This window comes from Aquimarina sp. AD1 (assembly GCF_003443695.1).
GTDB lineage: Bacteria > Bacteroidota > Bacteroidia > Flavobacteriales > Flavobacteriaceae > Aquimarina > Aquimarina latercula.
This window is the reverse complement of sequence record NZ_CP031966.1, coordinates 2,441,121-2,458,208: the sequence shown is the minus strand read 5'-3', so window position 1 is coordinate 2,458,208 and position 17,088 is coordinate 2,441,121. Positions and strand designations below refer to the sequence as shown.

The following is a 17,088-nucleotide window of genomic DNA, read 5'->3' as shown; positions in this document are numbered from 1 at the left end:
AAACTACCTTTTAATGATAGGGATCACTTGAGAACCTCTATCATCATTTATTTTGATAAAATATGTGCCATCTCCTAAGGATCCGAAATAACTGCTTAGATCTATAGATGTATTCTTTCCTTCTTCTGTGTATTTTATGAAGGATTTTAAAACGCTACCTTTTATATCAATTATGGATATAGATGCATGGGATTTATGTAGAGATTGATAGCTAATTGTTAAATCAGATCCATCTGTAGGGTTCGGAAATACGTTTGCTTTAATAGTATCATTATTAAGAAAAGTATCGTTTATAATTTCTGAATTTTGTCTTGTTAGAGAACTTATAGTTACATCTAGGTTTCCAGGAGTAGACCAATTTCCAGCGGCATCTCTAACCAAACTTTTTATTTTTCCATTTTTTCTTCGTATATCCTTAGTTATTTCTGATCCCGCAGAAATCTCTGTAGAATTGTTTGCTCTAAACTTATAGATTTTTAAATCATCGAATTCAATATTCGTTTTATTTGTTCTTAAAGAAATTGTGCTTCCGTTTTTTATTGGTGATGGATCTGTCCATTTTAAGATAGAAGTGTTATTTCTAAATACTTCGAGAACACCAAACCCAGGACTGTATGTAATTTTGTAGTTCGCCCATTTATTGTCTAGTGGGACATCATCAATTGCTCTAAAGTTTAATTGGTTATTTATGGTTTCGTATACTCTAACTTTGTTATCCTCTCCGCTAAACCATATTAAATAAGAATTTCCTCTTTGGCTTTGATCTGGAGAATCTGCCATGATGTGAATTCCAAATTTTCTAGGACCATTCGTAGATAATACTTTTGCAGAGAATTCATATAAATACGGTAATCCTGAATTTTGAGACAAGAATGTATTTAATTTGGTGTTGTCTGATGTAGTGTTCGATTGAAGTAGGTGATTATTATTAATTGACCAATCCCCATCTCCTTGTACATATCCAGAATAAAAAACATTAAAGTTGTCATTAAAAAAACCATTACCTCTATTGGCGTACCAATTGTTTCCGTATTTCTCTAAAACTTGATAGAATCGACGTGTTACCGCAATATTGTCTGAGTCGGTATAATTGGCAGTAAAATCACCAGATTGTATAGTTCCTCCATTAGCTGTTATAGAAGTGGTAGGAGCTTGTGTGTCTGCTTGCGAACCAAAGGTATTCTGTGAACGATAAATATAATTTTGTCTTGGTTGTCCTGCATCAACAAAAGAACCAGGAGTAGAAGAGTTTCCTCCAGCAGCTCTCCACTCAAAATGAATATGATCTCCTGTAGATCCTCCTGTTGTGCCTTCTAAAGCGATTACTTGTCCTTTTTGTACAGATTGCCCTTGACTAACTAATAGTGTTTTGTTATGAGCATAATATGTTCGAGTTCCATCGCTATGTCGTATGATAATCAATCTCCCATAACCACTAGATAAACTTCCACTTATTCCAGAAAAAGAAACAGTTCCTGCGGCAGAAGCTCTTACGTTATCATCTCCGGATAAAGAAGTTGCAAAATCAATTGCGTGATATCCGTGATGACCACCTGGAGTAAAAAAACCACATTGACCTACAGGGCTATGAGAACCAGTTGGACCAGGTGTTCCGTGTCTAGAGACACAATTCTCTTTGCCAAAATCCCAAGGTAAATAATAGGATAAATTAGATTTTTGATTATGGATAGATTCTTTATTAGTTTTAGAATTAACATTCCAACCTAAGATTTGAACCTGATCTCCTTCTGATCGATATATAGTCTTAGTTGTTTGTTGTTCGATATCATATTTATAAATAAGGTCAGAAGTACCATGTAGGTAGTCTAGTTTTTTATCGGTAGATCCAGAGAAGATAAAATAATCTCGCTTCGGAGAGAGTAACGGTGTACTGGTGTATTTAAAAGAGATAGGAAGTTTTTCGATATGATTTGTTTGAATGTCATATATAAAAATCCCTTCGTGTTCTTCTGCTGCATCTAAGTAAATCCCTTCTATAAAGATTTTAGAAGCATCATTGGTCCAGCCAATAGGTTTTAGCGCTATTTCCTTTCGATCATTATTAGTTTTACTTTGTAAAGTAACCTGTTTTTTATTAGAAAGATCTACTTTTTGAAGTTTAAAGGCTCCTCCAATTTGTTCTCTCTCTAGATATATCCATACATTCGGATTAAAAGGACTCTGTAATCCCTGAAAAAAATCAAAGTTAGCCGTTATATCTAGTTCTCGCGAGATATTATATGCTTGCAATACTATCACATCCATTGCTGAGGTGATAGCTAAAGAAGACTTATTCTTATTTAATAATACGGTATCGCTGTTACTTATATTTTGAGAATATAGTTGCTGGTTTTTTTCTATAATAAGTTCTTGAGCTTCCGATATGTGTATATAAAATAAGAGTATCAATAAAGCTTTGAGTGTAGTGTTTTTCATAATTAAGAGTTGTGTGTATTTTGTTTATTTTGGGTATAAACAGTATCGTTAGTTTTCGGTAGGAAAATTAAAAACTCTATGAATGAAAAATATAGGCACAAGTACTCAATTTTTTACTGAAGATTATTGCGCTTTAACAACCTAATGATACACATCTTTTAATTTCATGGTATATTTAAAAAGAGCATTACTACCTGCAATCTGTAGCTTTTTGCAAATATTTTGGCGATGATTTTTGATAGTTTTTTCGCTTTTAAATAGATCAAATGCAATTTCTTTATTGGTCTTGCCTAATGCTACTTGATTTAATATTTTGATTTCTGTTTTAGATAATTGTTGATATGATTTATCAGAAACTTCGGGAATAGGATTTGCTTTTTCTTTAAACCAAGATTCTCTAAATCGTTTACTTACATAAGGTTTGTTTTGGATAGCTCGCCCAGCACATTTAGTCAGATTTTCTACAGTATCAGCCTTATATAGAATCCACTTTATCTCTAAGTTTTTTAATTCTTTTATCAACCACTCTTCTAAGGTAAATGTCATGATAACAATCTTGGTTTTAGAAGCGTGTCGTTTAGTATATTTTGCTAATTCAATTCCAGAATCATTAGAATTTAGAGTAGCATCAATAACAATAAAATCAGGTTGGCTATCAACAATGACTTTTCGTAAGTTTTCTAAATCACTTATATCTTCATATAAATTAAATTTCATGTCTTTTGGGGCTTCTAGCATGGCTTTGATGCCTAACCTTTTTAGAGGATCATCATAGGCCACAACAACGCTATATACTTTCATAGTCTTAGGGATTTGTTATGAAATGTCAATAATAATTCTGGTTCGGTGGGTGGAATGTATTATTGAGAGAAATTAGGATATTATGTTTGTTGTAAAAAAGCTACTTAGGTTGATGATCTTCCAATAAATACGGGTAGTGCAAATATGCAGTGTAGCGGTTCGTAATTTTCATGAGTTTGAGGTTTTGTGTTAGCCTCATAAAGTTAATTGATATTTTAATTGATTTAGGAGAGATAGCTTTCTTTTCGATATAATGATATGTTTTTTAGCTAAAGACAAGAGTTGATATAACATGCCTAATTAATACAATGATAGTGTGTTAATTCAATCTCCAAAAGCGAATACCCTAGTATTCCTGTAGGTTTTAGTTAAAACAAATTTTTAGCATTACCGCTTAGATTTGTAAGTTTTTACGTACCGGTTCTAGTCATCTATATTTACTCAAAAATAGATGAATGTATTGATTTTGATTACTTTTTACTTGTATTTTATTGGTGGAAATGCCTGTAATCAAACTTTATGGTGTGAAATAGTTCTATTTTGTTGTTGATATTTCTTGTTATTAATTTTATTCCTAATTCCTTTATCTAGATTACCATAGGTTGTACCATTCGGAATATTTTAAACAAAACATAAATTTTTCTAAAAAACCAGGTTTTTAGATTTTTTATAAAATAGTTAACGGTTTAAGTTATTGAAAATCTGTATCTTAAGAAGAAAATAAGATATGAGAAATAAACTACTTACCCTACTGTTTTTAATTGCTTGTATCTCTGGTAATGCCAGTGATGATTATTTAGTAAGCAATAGATTGAATACTATTAACGATACTACATTTTCTTTTAAACTCGAATCTACGACCGTCCAACAGTCCATTACGATTATATCCGATGTAAGAGAACCTATGTTAATCAAGGTGATAGATGATTCTGGTTTTATTAGAATTCAGAAAAAGCTTCATGTAGATAGAGAAGTTGATATCTCTGGTTTATTAGAAGGTACCTATTTGATTAGAATATATGTAGGAAATCATACTGCAGTAAAAAGATTCTATAAAGGACAAGATGGTATTGATATAAAGTAAAGCAGCGGCTTTCTCTTTAATAAATAATATTTTTCATAACGTTTTCGGTTAATGATGTAATATTTACAACCATATAACCGGATATTGATCTTGTATACCTCATCTTTAGTCCTCTGATGAAATTAGCTTACCATTTTTATAGACTTCTTTAGTTACTTCTTCAATAGTAGTGTCCTTTATGATCCAGGTACCGTCTTTTTTATCCTTTTTATATTGTCCTTTAACCTGAATACCTGACATATTATCTTCACTAGAATAAGAACCATATTTCAACCCATTTTTATAGTTGATATTTTCGTGTGTGTCATTTTCACTATGTTCCCAATAGTCATGTTTTTTACCTTTCTTATAAAACCCTTTTTTTGAAAAAGTATGGTTGTCGGATTCAAAATAGTAACCTTCCAAAACATTATCCTTGTAATTCGCTACAAAACTTAATTTTAGCCCTCCAAATAAATTACGATAAGTGATCCATTCTCCTGTTTTTTCACCCTTATCAAAGCGTTTTATTTCAATTGTAATGATGTCTCCTTTTTTACTTCTGGTGGTAATACTAAAATTACCATCCATCTTATTGGTATTTCCATTCTTAGTAAACTCCTCATATTCATAACCCGCTAGTTCCGTATACTCATAACCTTTAAAGTTCTGAGAAAAGACCAGTAGGTTATTTAAAACAAAAACTACTAAGACAATATTTTTTATAAATCTATCCTCCATGATATTGTTTTACTTCATTAGTCATAATATCCCATTGCCATTTCCAAAAACTAATTCCCTCTGAATTAGGATTATGAATGGTTTCTCCCCCTGGGACATCATAACCATTATAATCCATTACATTTTCTGTTGTAGCTTTATTAAATGGGTGTTTAGGAATAAACGTTAATCTTGAAGCTTTTTCGCTTTCTAGCTCTTTGATATAATTGTTTTTTCTTTCCCTCACATCTTTTAATGTTTTAGTACTTCCTTTAACAGGCGTGCTATCTGGATAAGTTTTATATTTCTCAAGATACGTTTTTTGCTTTAACAATGTTTTCTCAATCGTCTCCAATCGTTTTGTGTTTTCTTCTTTAGTAGCCCAAGTATGATCCAATCCTAATGTATGTCCTAATTCGTGAGCAAATGAGTTAACATTTTCACTTCCTACAGAGCCGGGAGTCATTAAAATATAATTTAATTCAGTTGGGTATAATTTTGCGTGTCCTTCTCTTCCATCCTTTTGCTGAAATGCACTTAAAAAGAATATGACACCTCCGTATTCTCCATTATTTTGCACATATTCTTTGTATAACTCTCTATCAAAACCATTGTTATATCTAGGGATACCTTTAACTCCATTTATTACCAATGTCTCAAGTACTCCTTTATTTTCATAAGATTCTACATCGATAATCATTTCTTCTAATCCACCATTTTCAGCCTTTATTAATGATTGATTGAAATATTTAGTATTGAACTTCTGAATCGTACTCTTAACCCATCCATTCGGCATTTGACCAAATGTTCTTTTATTGTAAGTGTTACCAGGTTCATTGCTCATAACTTTTATAAATTTAATCTTTACTGTGTTAACCTCATAATTTTTTACAACAATGATTTCACCTACAGGATTATCATTCTTATCCAATAGCTCAATACTTGTATCTTGACTTAATGGATTTTCACAAATAACTTTTACCTCAACTCTAGTAACTTTTGAAACATCTCCGTCATAACCTTTTGCTTTTTCTTTATTAATAGCTTCTTGTTCTTTTTGCAAATCCTTAAGAGATATTTTATTTGGTTTAAATTTTATACCATCTTTAGCAGGGAGTTTAATAATATCGTCTTTATGCGCTTTTCCTTCTAAAACATCTAGTTTAAAGTTTAGGATAACATTATCTTGATTTGGGAGCATACTCAAATAAGGAACAAAATATTCTGAACCATTAATTTGAGCATCTTTATATTCTTTTTTTAGTTCCTCATAATTTTGCGATACTGTTTGATAATTATCTCGCATCCAATCAAAACCAAACTCACCTTTATAATCTCTTTTGCGTTCGAATTGAACCGAGAATAAAATATCCTCTACAACTTCAACACTTGCGGTTTTAGTAATCCCTGCGACTTGTAATTTAAAAGTATTTGTACCCATTAGTTTTGCTGCTTAATTACTTCTAACTCTATTTTTTCAAGATTACTGCCTATTTCATAGTCAGTTAAAGTGTCGTTAACTAATATATCTCCATTATATTTAAAATCTACCGTTTGGTTATCCAGGTTTATGGTCAATTTCTCACCGATTAAGTTTCTGGAATCAATATTTAATAGAATGTTTTCGCCTACTATCGTTTCTTCAATTCTCTTATTGTTAGTATCTGTAATGTAATATTCTACAATTCTAGGTTCATTGTCAGATGTTTCACTATCAGCTACTGGAGCAGTATTAGGATATGTAACCCTCCAATACTCTGAGAACTCCGCAGTACCTTCTTTCATTCCTGCTGAGGTAATATTTAGATTAATGGTCATTGGATTCTCACTATCGCTAGTAAATTGCTCTACATAATTTACACAACAAGCATCAATAAAATTGAGAGTTCTTCCTTTACCATTTAAAGCTCTTGGTTCTAAACGGATTTTTAGTTGCTTAGACATAAAAGGATCCGTCATCCATTCTAGTAAATCAGCATCTTTTGTAGCTTCTATAATTAGCGATAAACCTAAAAATTGAGGTTTAGAAGACGGGTTTCCATTATAATCACTCTCTTGACTAAAAGTATAAGAAAAATCAAGAATGTTTATCTCTTTATCATCAAAGAGCAGTTTTGCAGTAAAACTCATATATGCCTATGTATAAAAAAAGTACAAATATAAAAGTATATCTATGATGTATGTATACGGTAAAACCTTTTATTTATTGTTTTTAGGAATGAGAATTCTATATACTTGAAAACCATCAAAGAACCTTTTGATTACAATGTTTTCCAGCAGTTTACTACAGAGTAAAAGAAAGTATAAATTAGGATGTTTGAAAGGATTATAGAAAAATGAGTTAAATGGAAAAAAATAAAATTATAAACAATAATAAATAGTTCTATTTTGTAAATCGTGTGCTGATAAATTCGGAATGATTGCAGATACTCCTACATTCTTATGCAATGGATCGGGAAAAGAATTTAATTAAAGTGGAGTCGGAGACGATCGAGCGTTAAGAAATTATCCTGTGGATGATTTTAGCGAAGAGGCGGGCTTGCCGCGCTGGCCGAATCCCCCGGATACACAAAATCCCGCCATTTGGCGGGATTGAAGTGGAGTCGGAGGCTATTGAACTATTGGTGTCTTGTTAATAACAGTTTATAAGTATATCAAGCTGTTAACCATATAAATAAGGTAATTGTTTATTTTTGTTATAGTTTAGAATAGTATCTAAATATAACATAATTGTCGACCAGATTGTCGACTGTAATATTCAATTGATGACCTCAACATTCTTTTTAAAACGTCCGAAATCTGAAAAGGAAACATTAATTATTTTTTCGTGTTACTTTAAAAGCGAAGGAAAGAAGTTCTTGTATTCTACAGGAGAGAAGATAAAACCAATAAATTGGGATCAACAGAATAAACAACCTATTCTAAAAGGTAAACATAAGGCTGTAAGTAGTAGCATTATCAAACTGCAATTAAATCGATATCCAGATGCATTTGAATTAATACAAAACAGATGTAAAGCAATTGGAGAAGATTTTACTTCACAAATATTAAAAAGGGAATTTGATACTATTTTCAAAAAAGCACCAACTGGTAAGAATACATTTTATGATGCATTTGATGAGTTTATGGACTATAAGATCAAAATGCAAGAATGGTCACCTTCTACAATTAAGCGGTACAAGAATATCAAAAACATATTACAAGATTTCGAGAAGCAAACGAGCTATAACCTAACATTTAGTACTATAAATGAAGTTTTCCACGCTGATTTTACAGATTATTGTATGAATATTCGTGGTCATATTAATAATACGTACTCCAGAAACCTTGGACTGTTCAAAACGTTTATGTTTTGGGCTTTAAAAAAGGGATATACCTACAATAATATATTTCTAAGCTTTGAGAAGAAAAAGAGAGTGATTACTCAACAGATAGCTTTGACTAAAATTGATTTGCAGAATCTAATGCATTGTGATTTTAAAAATGAACGATTAGAGAAAGTTAGAGATGTATTTGTATTTTCTTGTGTTACAGGGATGAGGTTTGGCGAACTTAGATTATTTAATATGGAAGATATTGTAAATAATTCTATTGTTCTAAAAGAAGAAAAAGATACAGAGAAAGAATCTCGTACCATACCATTAAACGAAATATCACTACACATTCTGCGTAAATATGATTATCAATTACCATTGATAGCTAATCAAAAACAAAATGAATATATCAAAGAAGTTTTTAAGAAAGCAGGGTATACCGATGAGGTAGTAAAGACGACTACCAAAGGAAAAGAGAATATACGAGTGACGATGCCATATTATGAACGTATTAGTACGCATACAGCACGTAGAACGTTTATTACGATGATGAAAAAAGAAGGGTTATCTGATAAATTAATAGCATCGATAACAGGGCATAGGGATATGAAAACGTTAAATCAGTATTATCAGGTAGATGATGATTCTAAGGTAGAAGCGGTAAATGAGGTTTTTAACATGGATATTGGACTATTAAAAAAAGTTGATTAAATGAAGAGGAAGGAAATAGGATTGGAGATTAAATTGGAAGAAGGAGCTAAAATTGCTTCTATTCAGTTAAGTGATGAAACTGTAGCATATTTAGATAGTATTTGGGGTAAAAAAACATATGTAGACTATCTTAAAGAGTTTTTAGTTGATGAAGAAAATTTTGAAAAAGCGGATAAGGCTGTTATGCGGTGTATGGAAGATTCTTTGCCAAAGGATATAAAAGAAAATTGTAAATACTGTAAAGGAGAGACTGAGGATGAAGGCTATAAATTGTGCACGAAATATTATCTCCAAATGAAAGCGACTTTTTCTATGGTAGCAGGAGAGTTTGTAAACATAGTATTGAGTCATAAACATATTTATGATAATAAGGATGAGTTACAGCAATTGACAAAGAATTTTTTTAACTGCTTAATTTTTATTAGTGGTAGAGGGGTTATACTCATTGATTTGGAGAGATTGTCACGTTATGCTTTAGACGCTAATTTCAAATCATTGTCTCAACTATTTAGGAGCTCCAGAGTTTTGAAAAGTTTGGAGATAATAAATAATTCTTTAGACGCTTTGAGTGACCAAGAAATGGAAAATAAGGTGCTTCAGCAAGAAGATGAGAACTATATAGAGCTTCAAAAAGAGTTTTTTGAGCAGAAGCAAGGAGTTTATGAAAAAAAGCTACTCATTGAAAAAGAGAAAAGTAATCTTAATCAAATAAGTAAAAAGGTCAAGAAAACAAAGCAATCAAAAAACAATAATTTCAGCCAAAAACAAATAGCAATAGCATATTTTATTAAAGGAATAGTCATTACTTCTGATAATTATTTGGAGATATTAAGAAAACACTCCAGTACTAAAAGTGAAAAAATTCTTCAAAAAAGAATTTATAAACCAAATGAATTAACAAGACTGAGCCAAAATAAAACAACAGATTCAAAACATCTTAAAGATTTACAGGAAGCCAAGAGGTTGTTAAATAATCTAAAAGACACGAAAGCAGTAAATGATTTAGAAGCTGTTATTTCTACGTTTACAAGTAATTATAATGCTAATTATTAAATTCACAACCACTCAACTACCAGTCGCAAGAGGTTAAAATCTAATTCTATAATGACCTTTACACCAGTAAAATTAAAATACTGGTACAATGAATAATCCTTTCGAAATTCTCAATGAGCGACTAGCAAATATTGAAAGTCTTCTATTAGATATAAAACACAAGCCTGTAGAAGAGCAAAAACCTGAAAATCTTACCGTAAAAGAAACAGCAGAACTTCTAAAAGTTTCAGAGCAGTCCGTACATAATTACATAAAACGGGGTACACTGCCAGCTCAAAAAGTAGGTAGAATATTAATTATCAAAAGAGAAGATTTAGATAACGCATTAACAGAGGTTAAGTCACTTAAATACAAAAGGGCTTAATCTCTTTGTTTACAAGGTGTTAGAATTTCTAAAATTAGGTAGTATGTATACATTAGCAGAAAGTAGGACAAACAAAACGGGACAGAATAACATTATTGTTAATGGAGAAGGCTCAGACCTCAACAAGAAAGAGGCGTTGAAAGGTAGAGCAAAAAGAAAAACCATTACGCAAATAATGATGCTTCGATTAATAGAGGTCGCGCAGGAAAATGGAGAGTCAGAATTAGAAAAATCTTATTGGAACACCTACTACTGCCAACAGAACATTGTTACAGCAGATGGTCGATTGTATGGGAAATATTGCAAAAACCGTTTTTGTACTTTGTGTTGTAGTATCCGAAAGGCTCAGATGATTAACAAGTATTTACCAGTTATAAAGCATTGGGAACAACCCTATTTTTTGACTTTAACGGTAAAATCTTGTAACGCACATAATTTGCCTAGATATATAAAGAAATTCACACAAGGAATACAGAGAATAACAGAAAAACATCGTAAAAGATACCAAAGGGGAAAAGGAAAGATGCTTATTGGTGTACGTTCGTTAGAGTGTAATTTTAACCCTAAAAAGAAAACATACAATCCACATTTTCATATCATTACTAAAGACAAATATACCGCTGAGGTATTATTGGCTGAATGGTTGCAACTATGGACACCAAAATTTGCTAATAGAAAAGCTCAAAATATTCAACAAGTAACTCATTTAGAGAATGGATTAGTAGAGATTATAAAATACGGCAGTAAAATTTTCACTGAACCAGATTTAAAGAAAAGAGAAAAAGAAACAAGTACCGCACAAATTTATATCAAAGCTTTAGATATCATACTTATGGCAATGAAGGGGAAGCGTATTTTTGATCGATTTGGTTTTAATTCACCTAAGAAAACAATAAAACAAAAATTCTCAGCAAAGTTGCTTAGTAATTATAGCGAATGGGAATACAATTCAAAAACAGCCGATTGGGAGAATATAGCTACGGGTGAACTATTGAGTGGCTATGAAATACCGTCTCATTTAAAAGCTATTCTGGAAAATAATGTTGATTGTATTACTAAATAAATTTCATATTTCTTTTGCACAACCATTGCATTATTAAATTTTTATCTTTGTAATTGTGAAATTTGTAACCGTCATATTATCATTAATAATACTATTGCTTTCAGCAAAGCCTTGTTCTGATGGTCAAAATATAGAAGACCAGCATCAAGAAGAAATAAGTATTAACCACAATCATCAAGAAGATAGTGACGATTCTTGTCCTGTAACTTGTATTTGCAATTGTTGCGGTATGACAATTACTTACGAACCAATCAAGAAATTTGATTTCAAACTCAATATTGAAATTTCAACGGAGTTAATTTCTACATATCAACCTATTTATAGGTTTAATTTCCTTTCCAACATTTGGCAACCGCCACAAGTAATAAGCTAAAATAACACGATTTTAAATCAATTATTTAGTTAATTACAATTATAATTCAATGAATAAATATTTATTGAGCATAAAGCTCATATTAATACTTTGCCTATCATTACAGGCACAAACAACTGACATACAAATAAAAGTCATCACAGAGGCTGAAAACGAGCCTTTAATGGGTGCGACTGTTTACTTTGAAGCATTAGAAAAAGGTGCTGTAACTAATTTTGATGGTATTGCAGAATTTACAGAAATACCAAACGGTCAGCATCAAATAATAATTTCCTTTTTAGGTTTTGAAACATTTGAGACAACAATTCAAATTCCAAGTAATAATGAATTAGTGTTTAAACTAAAAGAGGGCGGTAATCAATTAGATGCTGTAGTACTGCAATCTACAAGAAGCACAAGAACAGTACGAAAAATACCTACACGCATCGAGTTTATAGGTGCAGAAGAATTAGGTGAAAAAGCAATAATGAACCCTACTAATATTTCTATGGTGCTTCGTGAAAGTACAGGAATACAGATGCAACAAACGTCTTTAAGTAGTGGGAGTACTAATATTCGTATTCAAGGGTTGGATGGTAGGTACACGCAATTATTAAGAGATGGGTTTCCACTATATGGTGGCTTTTCAAGTGGATTAAGTATTTTACAAATTCCACCTTTAGACTTACAACAATTTGAGATTATTAAAGGAAGTTCCTCTACACTTTACGGTGGAGGTGCTATTGCAGGATTGGTAAATATGGTATCTAAAACACCAGACGAAGAACCTGCTTTAGACATTATGCTTACGCAGACCCAAGCATTAGGAAGTACAGCTAATGTATTTTATAGCAAACGAAATGAAAAATTTGGTTTTTCACTTTATGGCTCTGGTCATTATCAAAAAGCATACGACCCAGAAGATGACGGCTTTAGCAATCTACCAAAAACAACATCAATTTCTTTTAATCCTAAACTGTTTTATTATCCATCAGAGAATACTACAGTTTGGTTTGGATTAAATGGAACGTATGATGATAGAATCGGTGGTGATATAACCAAAATTGAAAGCGGTGAAGATGGTATTCATCAATATACTGAAGAAAACAATTCAAAACGATTAAGTAGTCAATTGGTGTATCAAACGCAATTAGATTCTGTTAGCTCATTAGAATTTAAAAATAGTGTCTCTTTTTTTGATAGGAATTTAACTGTTCCTGATTTTAATTTTGATGGTAAGCAAACAAATACTTTTACTGAAATCACATATAACAAAGCATCAGAAAAAACAGATTGGATAATTGGAGCTAATCTATATACCTCAAATTTTGATGAAAACGATAATGCACAGCTACAACGAGACCAAAAAGATGTGACCTTTGGAGCTTTTGCAAATAATATCTACGATATTTCAGATAATTGGATATTAGAAACAGGGTTAAGAGCAGATTATAATAACGATTTCGGATTCTTTCCATTACCAAGAATTTCATTATTATATAAGAATAATAGTGGATTTTCAAGTAGAATTGGTGGCGGTTTAGGTTATAAAATTCCAGATATTTTTACAGAAGAAGCAGAGTATATAAATTTCGAAAATGTTCTTGCAATAGATAAACCCACAGTAGATGCAGAACGTTCTTATGGTGTTAATTTCGATTTCAACTATCAAACACGTTTAACTGATGAGATTGGTTTTTCTGTAAATCAATTATTCTATGTTACAGCTATAAATGATGGATTACTTTTAAATACTGCAGATAGCGGTTTGTTTGAGTTTGAGAATGCACCAGATGAAATCTTTAGCAAAGGAGCAGAAACAAATATTAAATTTACTTACAAAGACTTTAGATGGTTCTTAAACTATGCGCTTATTGATACCAAGCTAAACTATTTACCTGGTAATCCACAAAAGCCATTAACCGCAAAGCATAATGCAGGTAGTGTATTAATGTACGAATCAGATAAGTGGCGAATTGGTTATGAAACCTACTACACAGGAAAACAATTTTTATCAAACGGTACAGAAACTACAGATTTTGTTACTATGGGTTTGTTGCTAATGCGTAATTTTAAATTAGGTAGCGTATTTGTGAACTTTGAAAACTTTACAGATAGAAGACAAAGCAGATTTTCACCTTTGGTTTTACCACCACACGAGAATCCTGTATTTCCAGAGATTTATGCACCTACAGATGGCTTTATATTTAGTGTAGGGCTTATTATTAAACCATTCGGAAACGAAGACCACGATTAGTTATGGAAACAATAGAACAATTATTAGAATCAAAAGATATTCGTATTACAGCAATGCGTTTGTTAATTTATAAGTTTCTTGCTGAAAAAGAAATTGCGGTAACATTAAGTGATATTGAAAATGCGTTTGAAAAAGCAGATAGAACTACGCTTTACAGAACTATTAAAACTTTTGAAGAAAAGGATATTGTACATCAAATAGACGATGGTACAGGTATTACCAAATACGCTTTATGTGAACAAGGTTGTAGTTGTGATATAAAGACCGATTTACATTTACATTTCCATTGTAACAATTGCAATGAAACCATTTGCTTAACAGACCATAAAATACCTCAAATAAAAGTTCCTGATGGTTTTGTTTCTGAAAATGTAAACTTGGTTGTAAAAGGTATATGTGATAAGTGTAGTGGATAATAAATGCACTTCCATTGCACTTACTATTAACTTACTTTTATCCAAAATTAGTGGATATGAAGTTTAATACTAAAATACCAAAACATCTTAAACAGGCTTATAACGAAGAATTAAAACTATACAGTTTATGTTTAGAAAATAAACAGTATGGTAATGCTTGGTATCATTTAGAGCGCAGTCATATAATAGGGCAATCTTACCCTATAGAACATACCTATTCACATTGGCTAATGCTAAAATTTGGATTAAGACAAAAAGATACTAAAGAAGTATTCGGTCAAATTATTAGGTTACTTGTTGGTGGTTGGAAATCATTTATTGACCACGTTCCACTTGGCAATACAGGTGGTGCAAACGTACCACCACTAGAACGTATGTCTATTCCAAGTGATATTGAAAAGCTATTAGAGAGCAAATGAAAAAAAAGAAAGTCAATTTAAGAGATTTAAAACCACAATCTGAAGAAGAACATTCTCACGATGATGGTCACAACCACGACCACGGAAATAGCAGTTCATTTAGAACCTATGTACCTGCAATCATAAGTTTTACAATGCTTATCATTGGAATAGGATTAGATTATTTTGATGTTTCTTTTTTTAAGAATTGGACTCGTATTGTTTGGTACAGTATAGCATATTTACCTGTAGGTTTTCCAGTAGTAAAAGAGGGTTGGAATAGTATTAAAAAGGGTGATGTTTTTACAGAGTTCTTTTTAATGTCTATAGCTACTATTGGTGCGTTTATAATTGGTGAATATCCAGAGGGAGTTGCAGTTATGCTATTTTATGCAGTAGGTGAGTTATTTCAAAATTCGGCAGTAAATAAAGCAAAAGGAAATATAAAAGCGTTATTAGATGTTAGACCGAAAGAAGCTAATGTTTATCGTGATGGTGATTATGTAAATGTTTCCCCAGATAATGTAAATATTGGAGAGAAAATTCAAATTCGTGTAGGTGAAAAAATTCCTTTAGATGGAAAGTTGTTGTCATCAAAGGCATCATTAAATACATCAGCTTTAACAGGCGAAAGTAAACCAGATACTATTGTAAAAGATGAAAAAGTATTTGCAGGTAGTATTAATTTAGAAAGCGTTATTGAAGTTGAGGTAACCAACAAGTTTGAAGATAGTTCTATTGCCAGAATATTAGAATTGGTTCAAAATGCTACAGCACGTAAATCTAAAACAGAATTATTCATTAGACAGTTTGCTCGCATATATACACCAATTGTAGTGTTTTTAGCTATTGGCGTTACTTTCCTACCTTACTTTTTTGTAGATGATTATGTGTTTAGAGATTGGCTATATAGAGCATTAATATTCTTGGTAATCTCTTGTCCGTGTGCACTGGTAATTTCAATCCCTTTAGGATATTTCGGTGGTTTAGGTGTAGCTTCAAAGAATGGTATTTTATTTAAAGGTGCTTCATTTTTAGACGCTATGACCAAGATAAATACATTAGTAATGGATAAAACTGGGACAGTTACCAAAGGTGTATTTAAAGTCAAGGAAATAAAGACTATTGGTTGGGATGAATCAGATTTTATGGAGTATTTAATGGCTATGGAAGAACAATCCACGCATCCAATTGCTAAAGCCATAATGGTATATAAAGGAACTGAAAATAGCTATGAAGCAAAAGAAGTTTCTGAAATTGCTGGTAAAGGATTAAAAGGTATAGTAAACGGTAAAACTGTTTTAGTAGGTAACAAAGCCTTAATGATTGCTAATAGTATTGATGTTCCAACTGAAACGGAATCTATTGTAGAATCGATAGTATTAGTTGCAATCGATAATCAATTTGCAGGTTATGTAGTAATAGCAGATGAATTAAAAGAGGATGCAAAAGAAACAATTACAGATTTACATAAAGTAGGTATTAAAAATATTATGATGCTTTCTGGTGATAAAGATTCTATAACTCAACAAGTCGCTAAAGAGTTGAATATTGAAAATGCTAAAGGTGGTTTACTACCAGAAGATAAATTAAACGAAGTTGAATCTTTAAAGAAGAATCCTGAAAATAAAGTAGCTTTTATAGGTGATGGTATTAACGATGCACCTGTTTTAGCAGTAAGTAACGTTGGTATTGCAATGGGTGGTTTAGGTAGTGATGTAGCAATAGAAACCGCAGACATCATTATTCAAACAGACCAACCATCAAAAGTAGTGAGAGCCATTAAAATTAGTCGTTCTACACGCAAAGTAGTTTGGCAGAATATTATTTTAGCTTTTGGTGTCAAAGTTATTGTATTGATTTTAGGAGCAGGTGGTTTAGCTACAATGTGGGAAGCGGTATTTGCAGATGTAGGAGTAGCTTTATTAGCTATCTTAAATGCTGTTAGACTACAGAAAATTAAGTGGGATTGCTAATAAGGTCATTCATCATATAGGATAGCGGAACTTTACAACAAAGCGAATCATAAATCATAATCTGCTATTGAGAATTAAACTTTTAATCACTTGGTTTAAAATAAAAAAAGGACAATATTGTCGACTAAATTGTCGACCAAAAATAGAAACTCCCGTAATCATTA

15 protein-coding genes are annotated in these 17,088 nt (G+C 31.6%); 10 read left to right on the top strand and 5 right to left on the bottom strand.

Features of this window, described 5'->3' with window-relative positions:
* Window positions 1-3 precede the first annotated feature (3 nt).
* Window positions 4-2,436: a peptidoglycan DD-metalloendopeptidase family protein gene (locus D1815_RS10840; protein ID WP_118386931.1), complete on the bottom strand. Its 2,433-nt coding sequence runs from the start codon at window positions 2,434-2,436 to the stop codon at window positions 4-6.
* A 141-nt stretch (window positions 2,437-2,577) separates the two neighbouring features.
* Window positions 2,578-3,237 carry a response regulator transcription factor gene (locus tag D1815_RS10835; RefSeq protein WP_108801535.1) on the bottom strand — a complete coding sequence of 220 codons (660 nt, stop codon included), beginning with the start codon at window positions 3,235-3,237 and terminating at the stop codon, window positions 2,578-2,580.
* Between the two features lie 727 nt (window positions 3,238-3,964).
* Here D1815_RS10835 and D1815_RS10830 point away from each other — a divergent pair.
* Window positions 3,965-4,321 (top strand): T9SS type A sorting domain-containing protein, encoded by a 357-nt coding sequence (locus tag D1815_RS10830; RefSeq protein ID WP_118386929.1) that lies wholly within the window; start codon window positions 3,965-3,967, stop codon window positions 4,319-4,321.
* A 105-nt stretch (window positions 4,322-4,426) separates the two neighbouring features.
* Here D1815_RS10830 and D1815_RS10825 read toward each other — a convergent pair whose 3' ends face one another.
* The 3 genes from D1815_RS10825 to tssD are packed head-to-tail and all read right to left on the bottom strand — an operon-like array spanning window position 4,427 to window position 7,150.
* A complete protein-coding gene (locus D1815_RS10825) occupies window positions 4,427-5,041 on the bottom strand; it encodes a hypothetical protein (protein WP_118386927.1) in 615 nt (204 codons plus the stop codon).
* Window positions 5,031-6,461, bottom strand: coding sequence for a reprolysin-like metallopeptidase (locus tag D1815_RS10820; RefSeq protein WP_118386925.1), 1,431 nt, complete (start codon window positions 6,459-6,461; stop codon window positions 5,031-5,033). The genes D1815_RS10825 and D1815_RS10820 overlap by 11 nt, the downstream gene beginning before the upstream one ends.
* The gene (gene tssD, locus D1815_RS10815; protein ID WP_118386923.1) at window positions 6,461-7,150 is read right to left on the bottom strand and encodes a type VI secretion system tube protein TssD; all 690 of its coding nucleotides are present in this window, start codon (window positions 7,148-7,150) and stop codon (window positions 6,461-6,463) included. Before tssD ends, D1815_RS10820 begins: the two co-directional genes overlap by 1 nt.
* 635 nt (window positions 7,151-7,785) lie before the next feature.
* Between tssD and D1815_RS10810 the strand changes: the two genes are divergently transcribed.
* The 9 genes from D1815_RS10810 (at window position 7,786) to D1815_RS10770 (ending at window position 16,924) form a co-directional block, all read left to right on the top strand.
* Window positions 7,786-9,045, top strand: a complete 1,260-nt coding sequence (locus D1815_RS10810; RefSeq protein WP_118386921.1) for a tyrosine-type recombinase/integrase — start codon at window positions 7,786-7,788, stop codon at window positions 9,043-9,045.
* Entirely contained in the window at window positions 9,046-10,098 is a 1,053-nt protein-coding gene (locus tag D1815_RS10805) for a hypothetical protein (protein WP_118386919.1), read from the top strand. It abuts the gene before it with no gap.
* Window positions 10,099-10,186: 88 nt separating this feature from the next.
* Complete coding sequence (locus D1815_RS10800) at window positions 10,187-10,462, top strand: helix-turn-helix domain-containing protein (RefSeq protein ID WP_118386917.1); 276 nt, start codon at window positions 10,187-10,189, stop codon at window positions 10,460-10,462.
* 43 nt (window positions 10,463-10,505) lie between these two features.
* Window positions 10,506-11,525: a protein rep gene (locus D1815_RS10795; protein ID WP_120650181.1), complete on the top strand. Its 1,020-nt coding sequence runs from the start codon at window positions 10,506-10,508 to the stop codon at window positions 11,523-11,525.
* Between the two features lie 55 nt (window positions 11,526-11,580).
* Complete coding sequence (locus D1815_RS24100; protein ID WP_118386913.1) at window positions 11,581-11,898, top strand: DUF6660 family protein; 318 nt, start codon at window positions 11,581-11,583, stop codon at window positions 11,896-11,898.
* 49 nt (window positions 11,899-11,947) lie between these two features.
* A complete protein-coding gene (locus D1815_RS10785; RefSeq protein ID WP_118386911.1) occupies window positions 11,948-14,134 on the top strand; it encodes a TonB-dependent receptor in 2,187 nt (728 codons plus the stop codon).
* Between the two features lie 2 nt (window positions 14,135-14,136).
* Window positions 14,137-14,550: a Fur family transcriptional regulator gene (locus D1815_RS10780; protein ID WP_118386909.1), complete on the top strand. Its 414-nt coding sequence runs from the start codon at window positions 14,137-14,139 to the stop codon at window positions 14,548-14,550.
* Window positions 14,551-14,606: 56 nt separating this feature from the next.
* On the top strand, window positions 14,607-14,969 hold the full coding sequence (locus D1815_RS10775; protein WP_118386907.1) for a DUF3703 domain-containing protein: 363 nt from the start codon (window positions 14,607-14,609) through the stop codon (window positions 14,967-14,969).
* Window positions 14,966-16,924: a heavy metal translocating P-type ATPase gene (locus D1815_RS10770; RefSeq protein WP_118386905.1), complete on the top strand. Its 1,959-nt coding sequence runs from the start codon at window positions 14,966-14,968 to the stop codon at window positions 16,922-16,924. The genes D1815_RS10775 and D1815_RS10770 overlap by 4 nt, the downstream gene beginning before the upstream one ends.
* Window positions 16,925-17,088 lie beyond the last annotated feature (164 nt).

What these genes read in the sequence shown, in the direction of transcription:
- D1815_RS10840 (WP_118386931.1), bottom strand. Translation starts at nt 2,436, where the DNA reads ATGAAAAACACTACACTCAAAGCTTTATTGATACTCTTATTTTATATA.
- D1815_RS10835 (WP_108801535.1), bottom strand. Translation starts at nt 3,237, where the DNA reads ATGAAAGTATATAGCGTTGTTGTGGCCTATGATGATCCTCTAAAAAGG.
- D1815_RS10830 (WP_118386929.1), top strand. Translation starts at nt 3,965, where the DNA reads ATGAGAAATAAACTACTTACCCTACTGTTTTTAATTGCTTGTATCTCT.
- D1815_RS10825 (WP_118386927.1), bottom strand. Translation starts at nt 5,041, where the DNA reads ATGGAGGATAGATTTATAAAAAATATTGTCTTAGTAGTTTTTGTTTTA.
- D1815_RS10820 (WP_118386925.1), bottom strand. Translation starts at nt 6,461, where the DNA reads ATGGGTACAAATACTTTTAAATTACAAGTCGCAGGGATTACTAAAACC.
- tssD (WP_118386923.1), bottom strand. Translation starts at nt 7,150, where the DNA reads ATGAGTTTTACTGCAAAACTGCTCTTTGATGATAAAGAGATAAACATT.
- D1815_RS10810 (WP_118386921.1), top strand. Translation starts at nt 7,786, where the DNA reads ATGACCTCAACATTCTTTTTAAAACGTCCGAAATCTGAAAAGGAAACA.
- D1815_RS10805 (WP_118386919.1), top strand. Translation starts at nt 9,046, where the DNA reads ATGAAGAGGAAGGAAATAGGATTGGAGATTAAATTGGAAGAAGGAGCT.
- D1815_RS10800 (WP_118386917.1), top strand. Translation starts at nt 10,187, where the DNA reads ATGAATAATCCTTTCGAAATTCTCAATGAGCGACTAGCAAATATTGAA.
- D1815_RS10795 (WP_120650181.1), top strand. Translation starts at nt 10,506, where the DNA reads ATGTATACATTAGCAGAAAGTAGGACAAACAAAACGGGACAGAATAAC.
- D1815_RS10785 (WP_118386911.1), top strand. Translation starts at nt 11,948, where the DNA reads ATGAATAAATATTTATTGAGCATAAAGCTCATATTAATACTTTGCCTA.
- D1815_RS10780 (WP_118386909.1), top strand. Translation starts at nt 14,137, where the DNA reads ATGGAAACAATAGAACAATTATTAGAATCAAAAGATATTCGTATTACA.
- D1815_RS10775 (WP_118386907.1), top strand. Translation starts at nt 14,607, where the DNA reads ATGAAGTTTAATACTAAAATACCAAAACATCTTAAACAGGCTTATAAC.
- D1815_RS10770 (WP_118386905.1), top strand. Translation starts at nt 14,966, where the DNA reads ATGAAAAAAAAGAAAGTCAATTTAAGAGATTTAAAACCACAATCTGAA.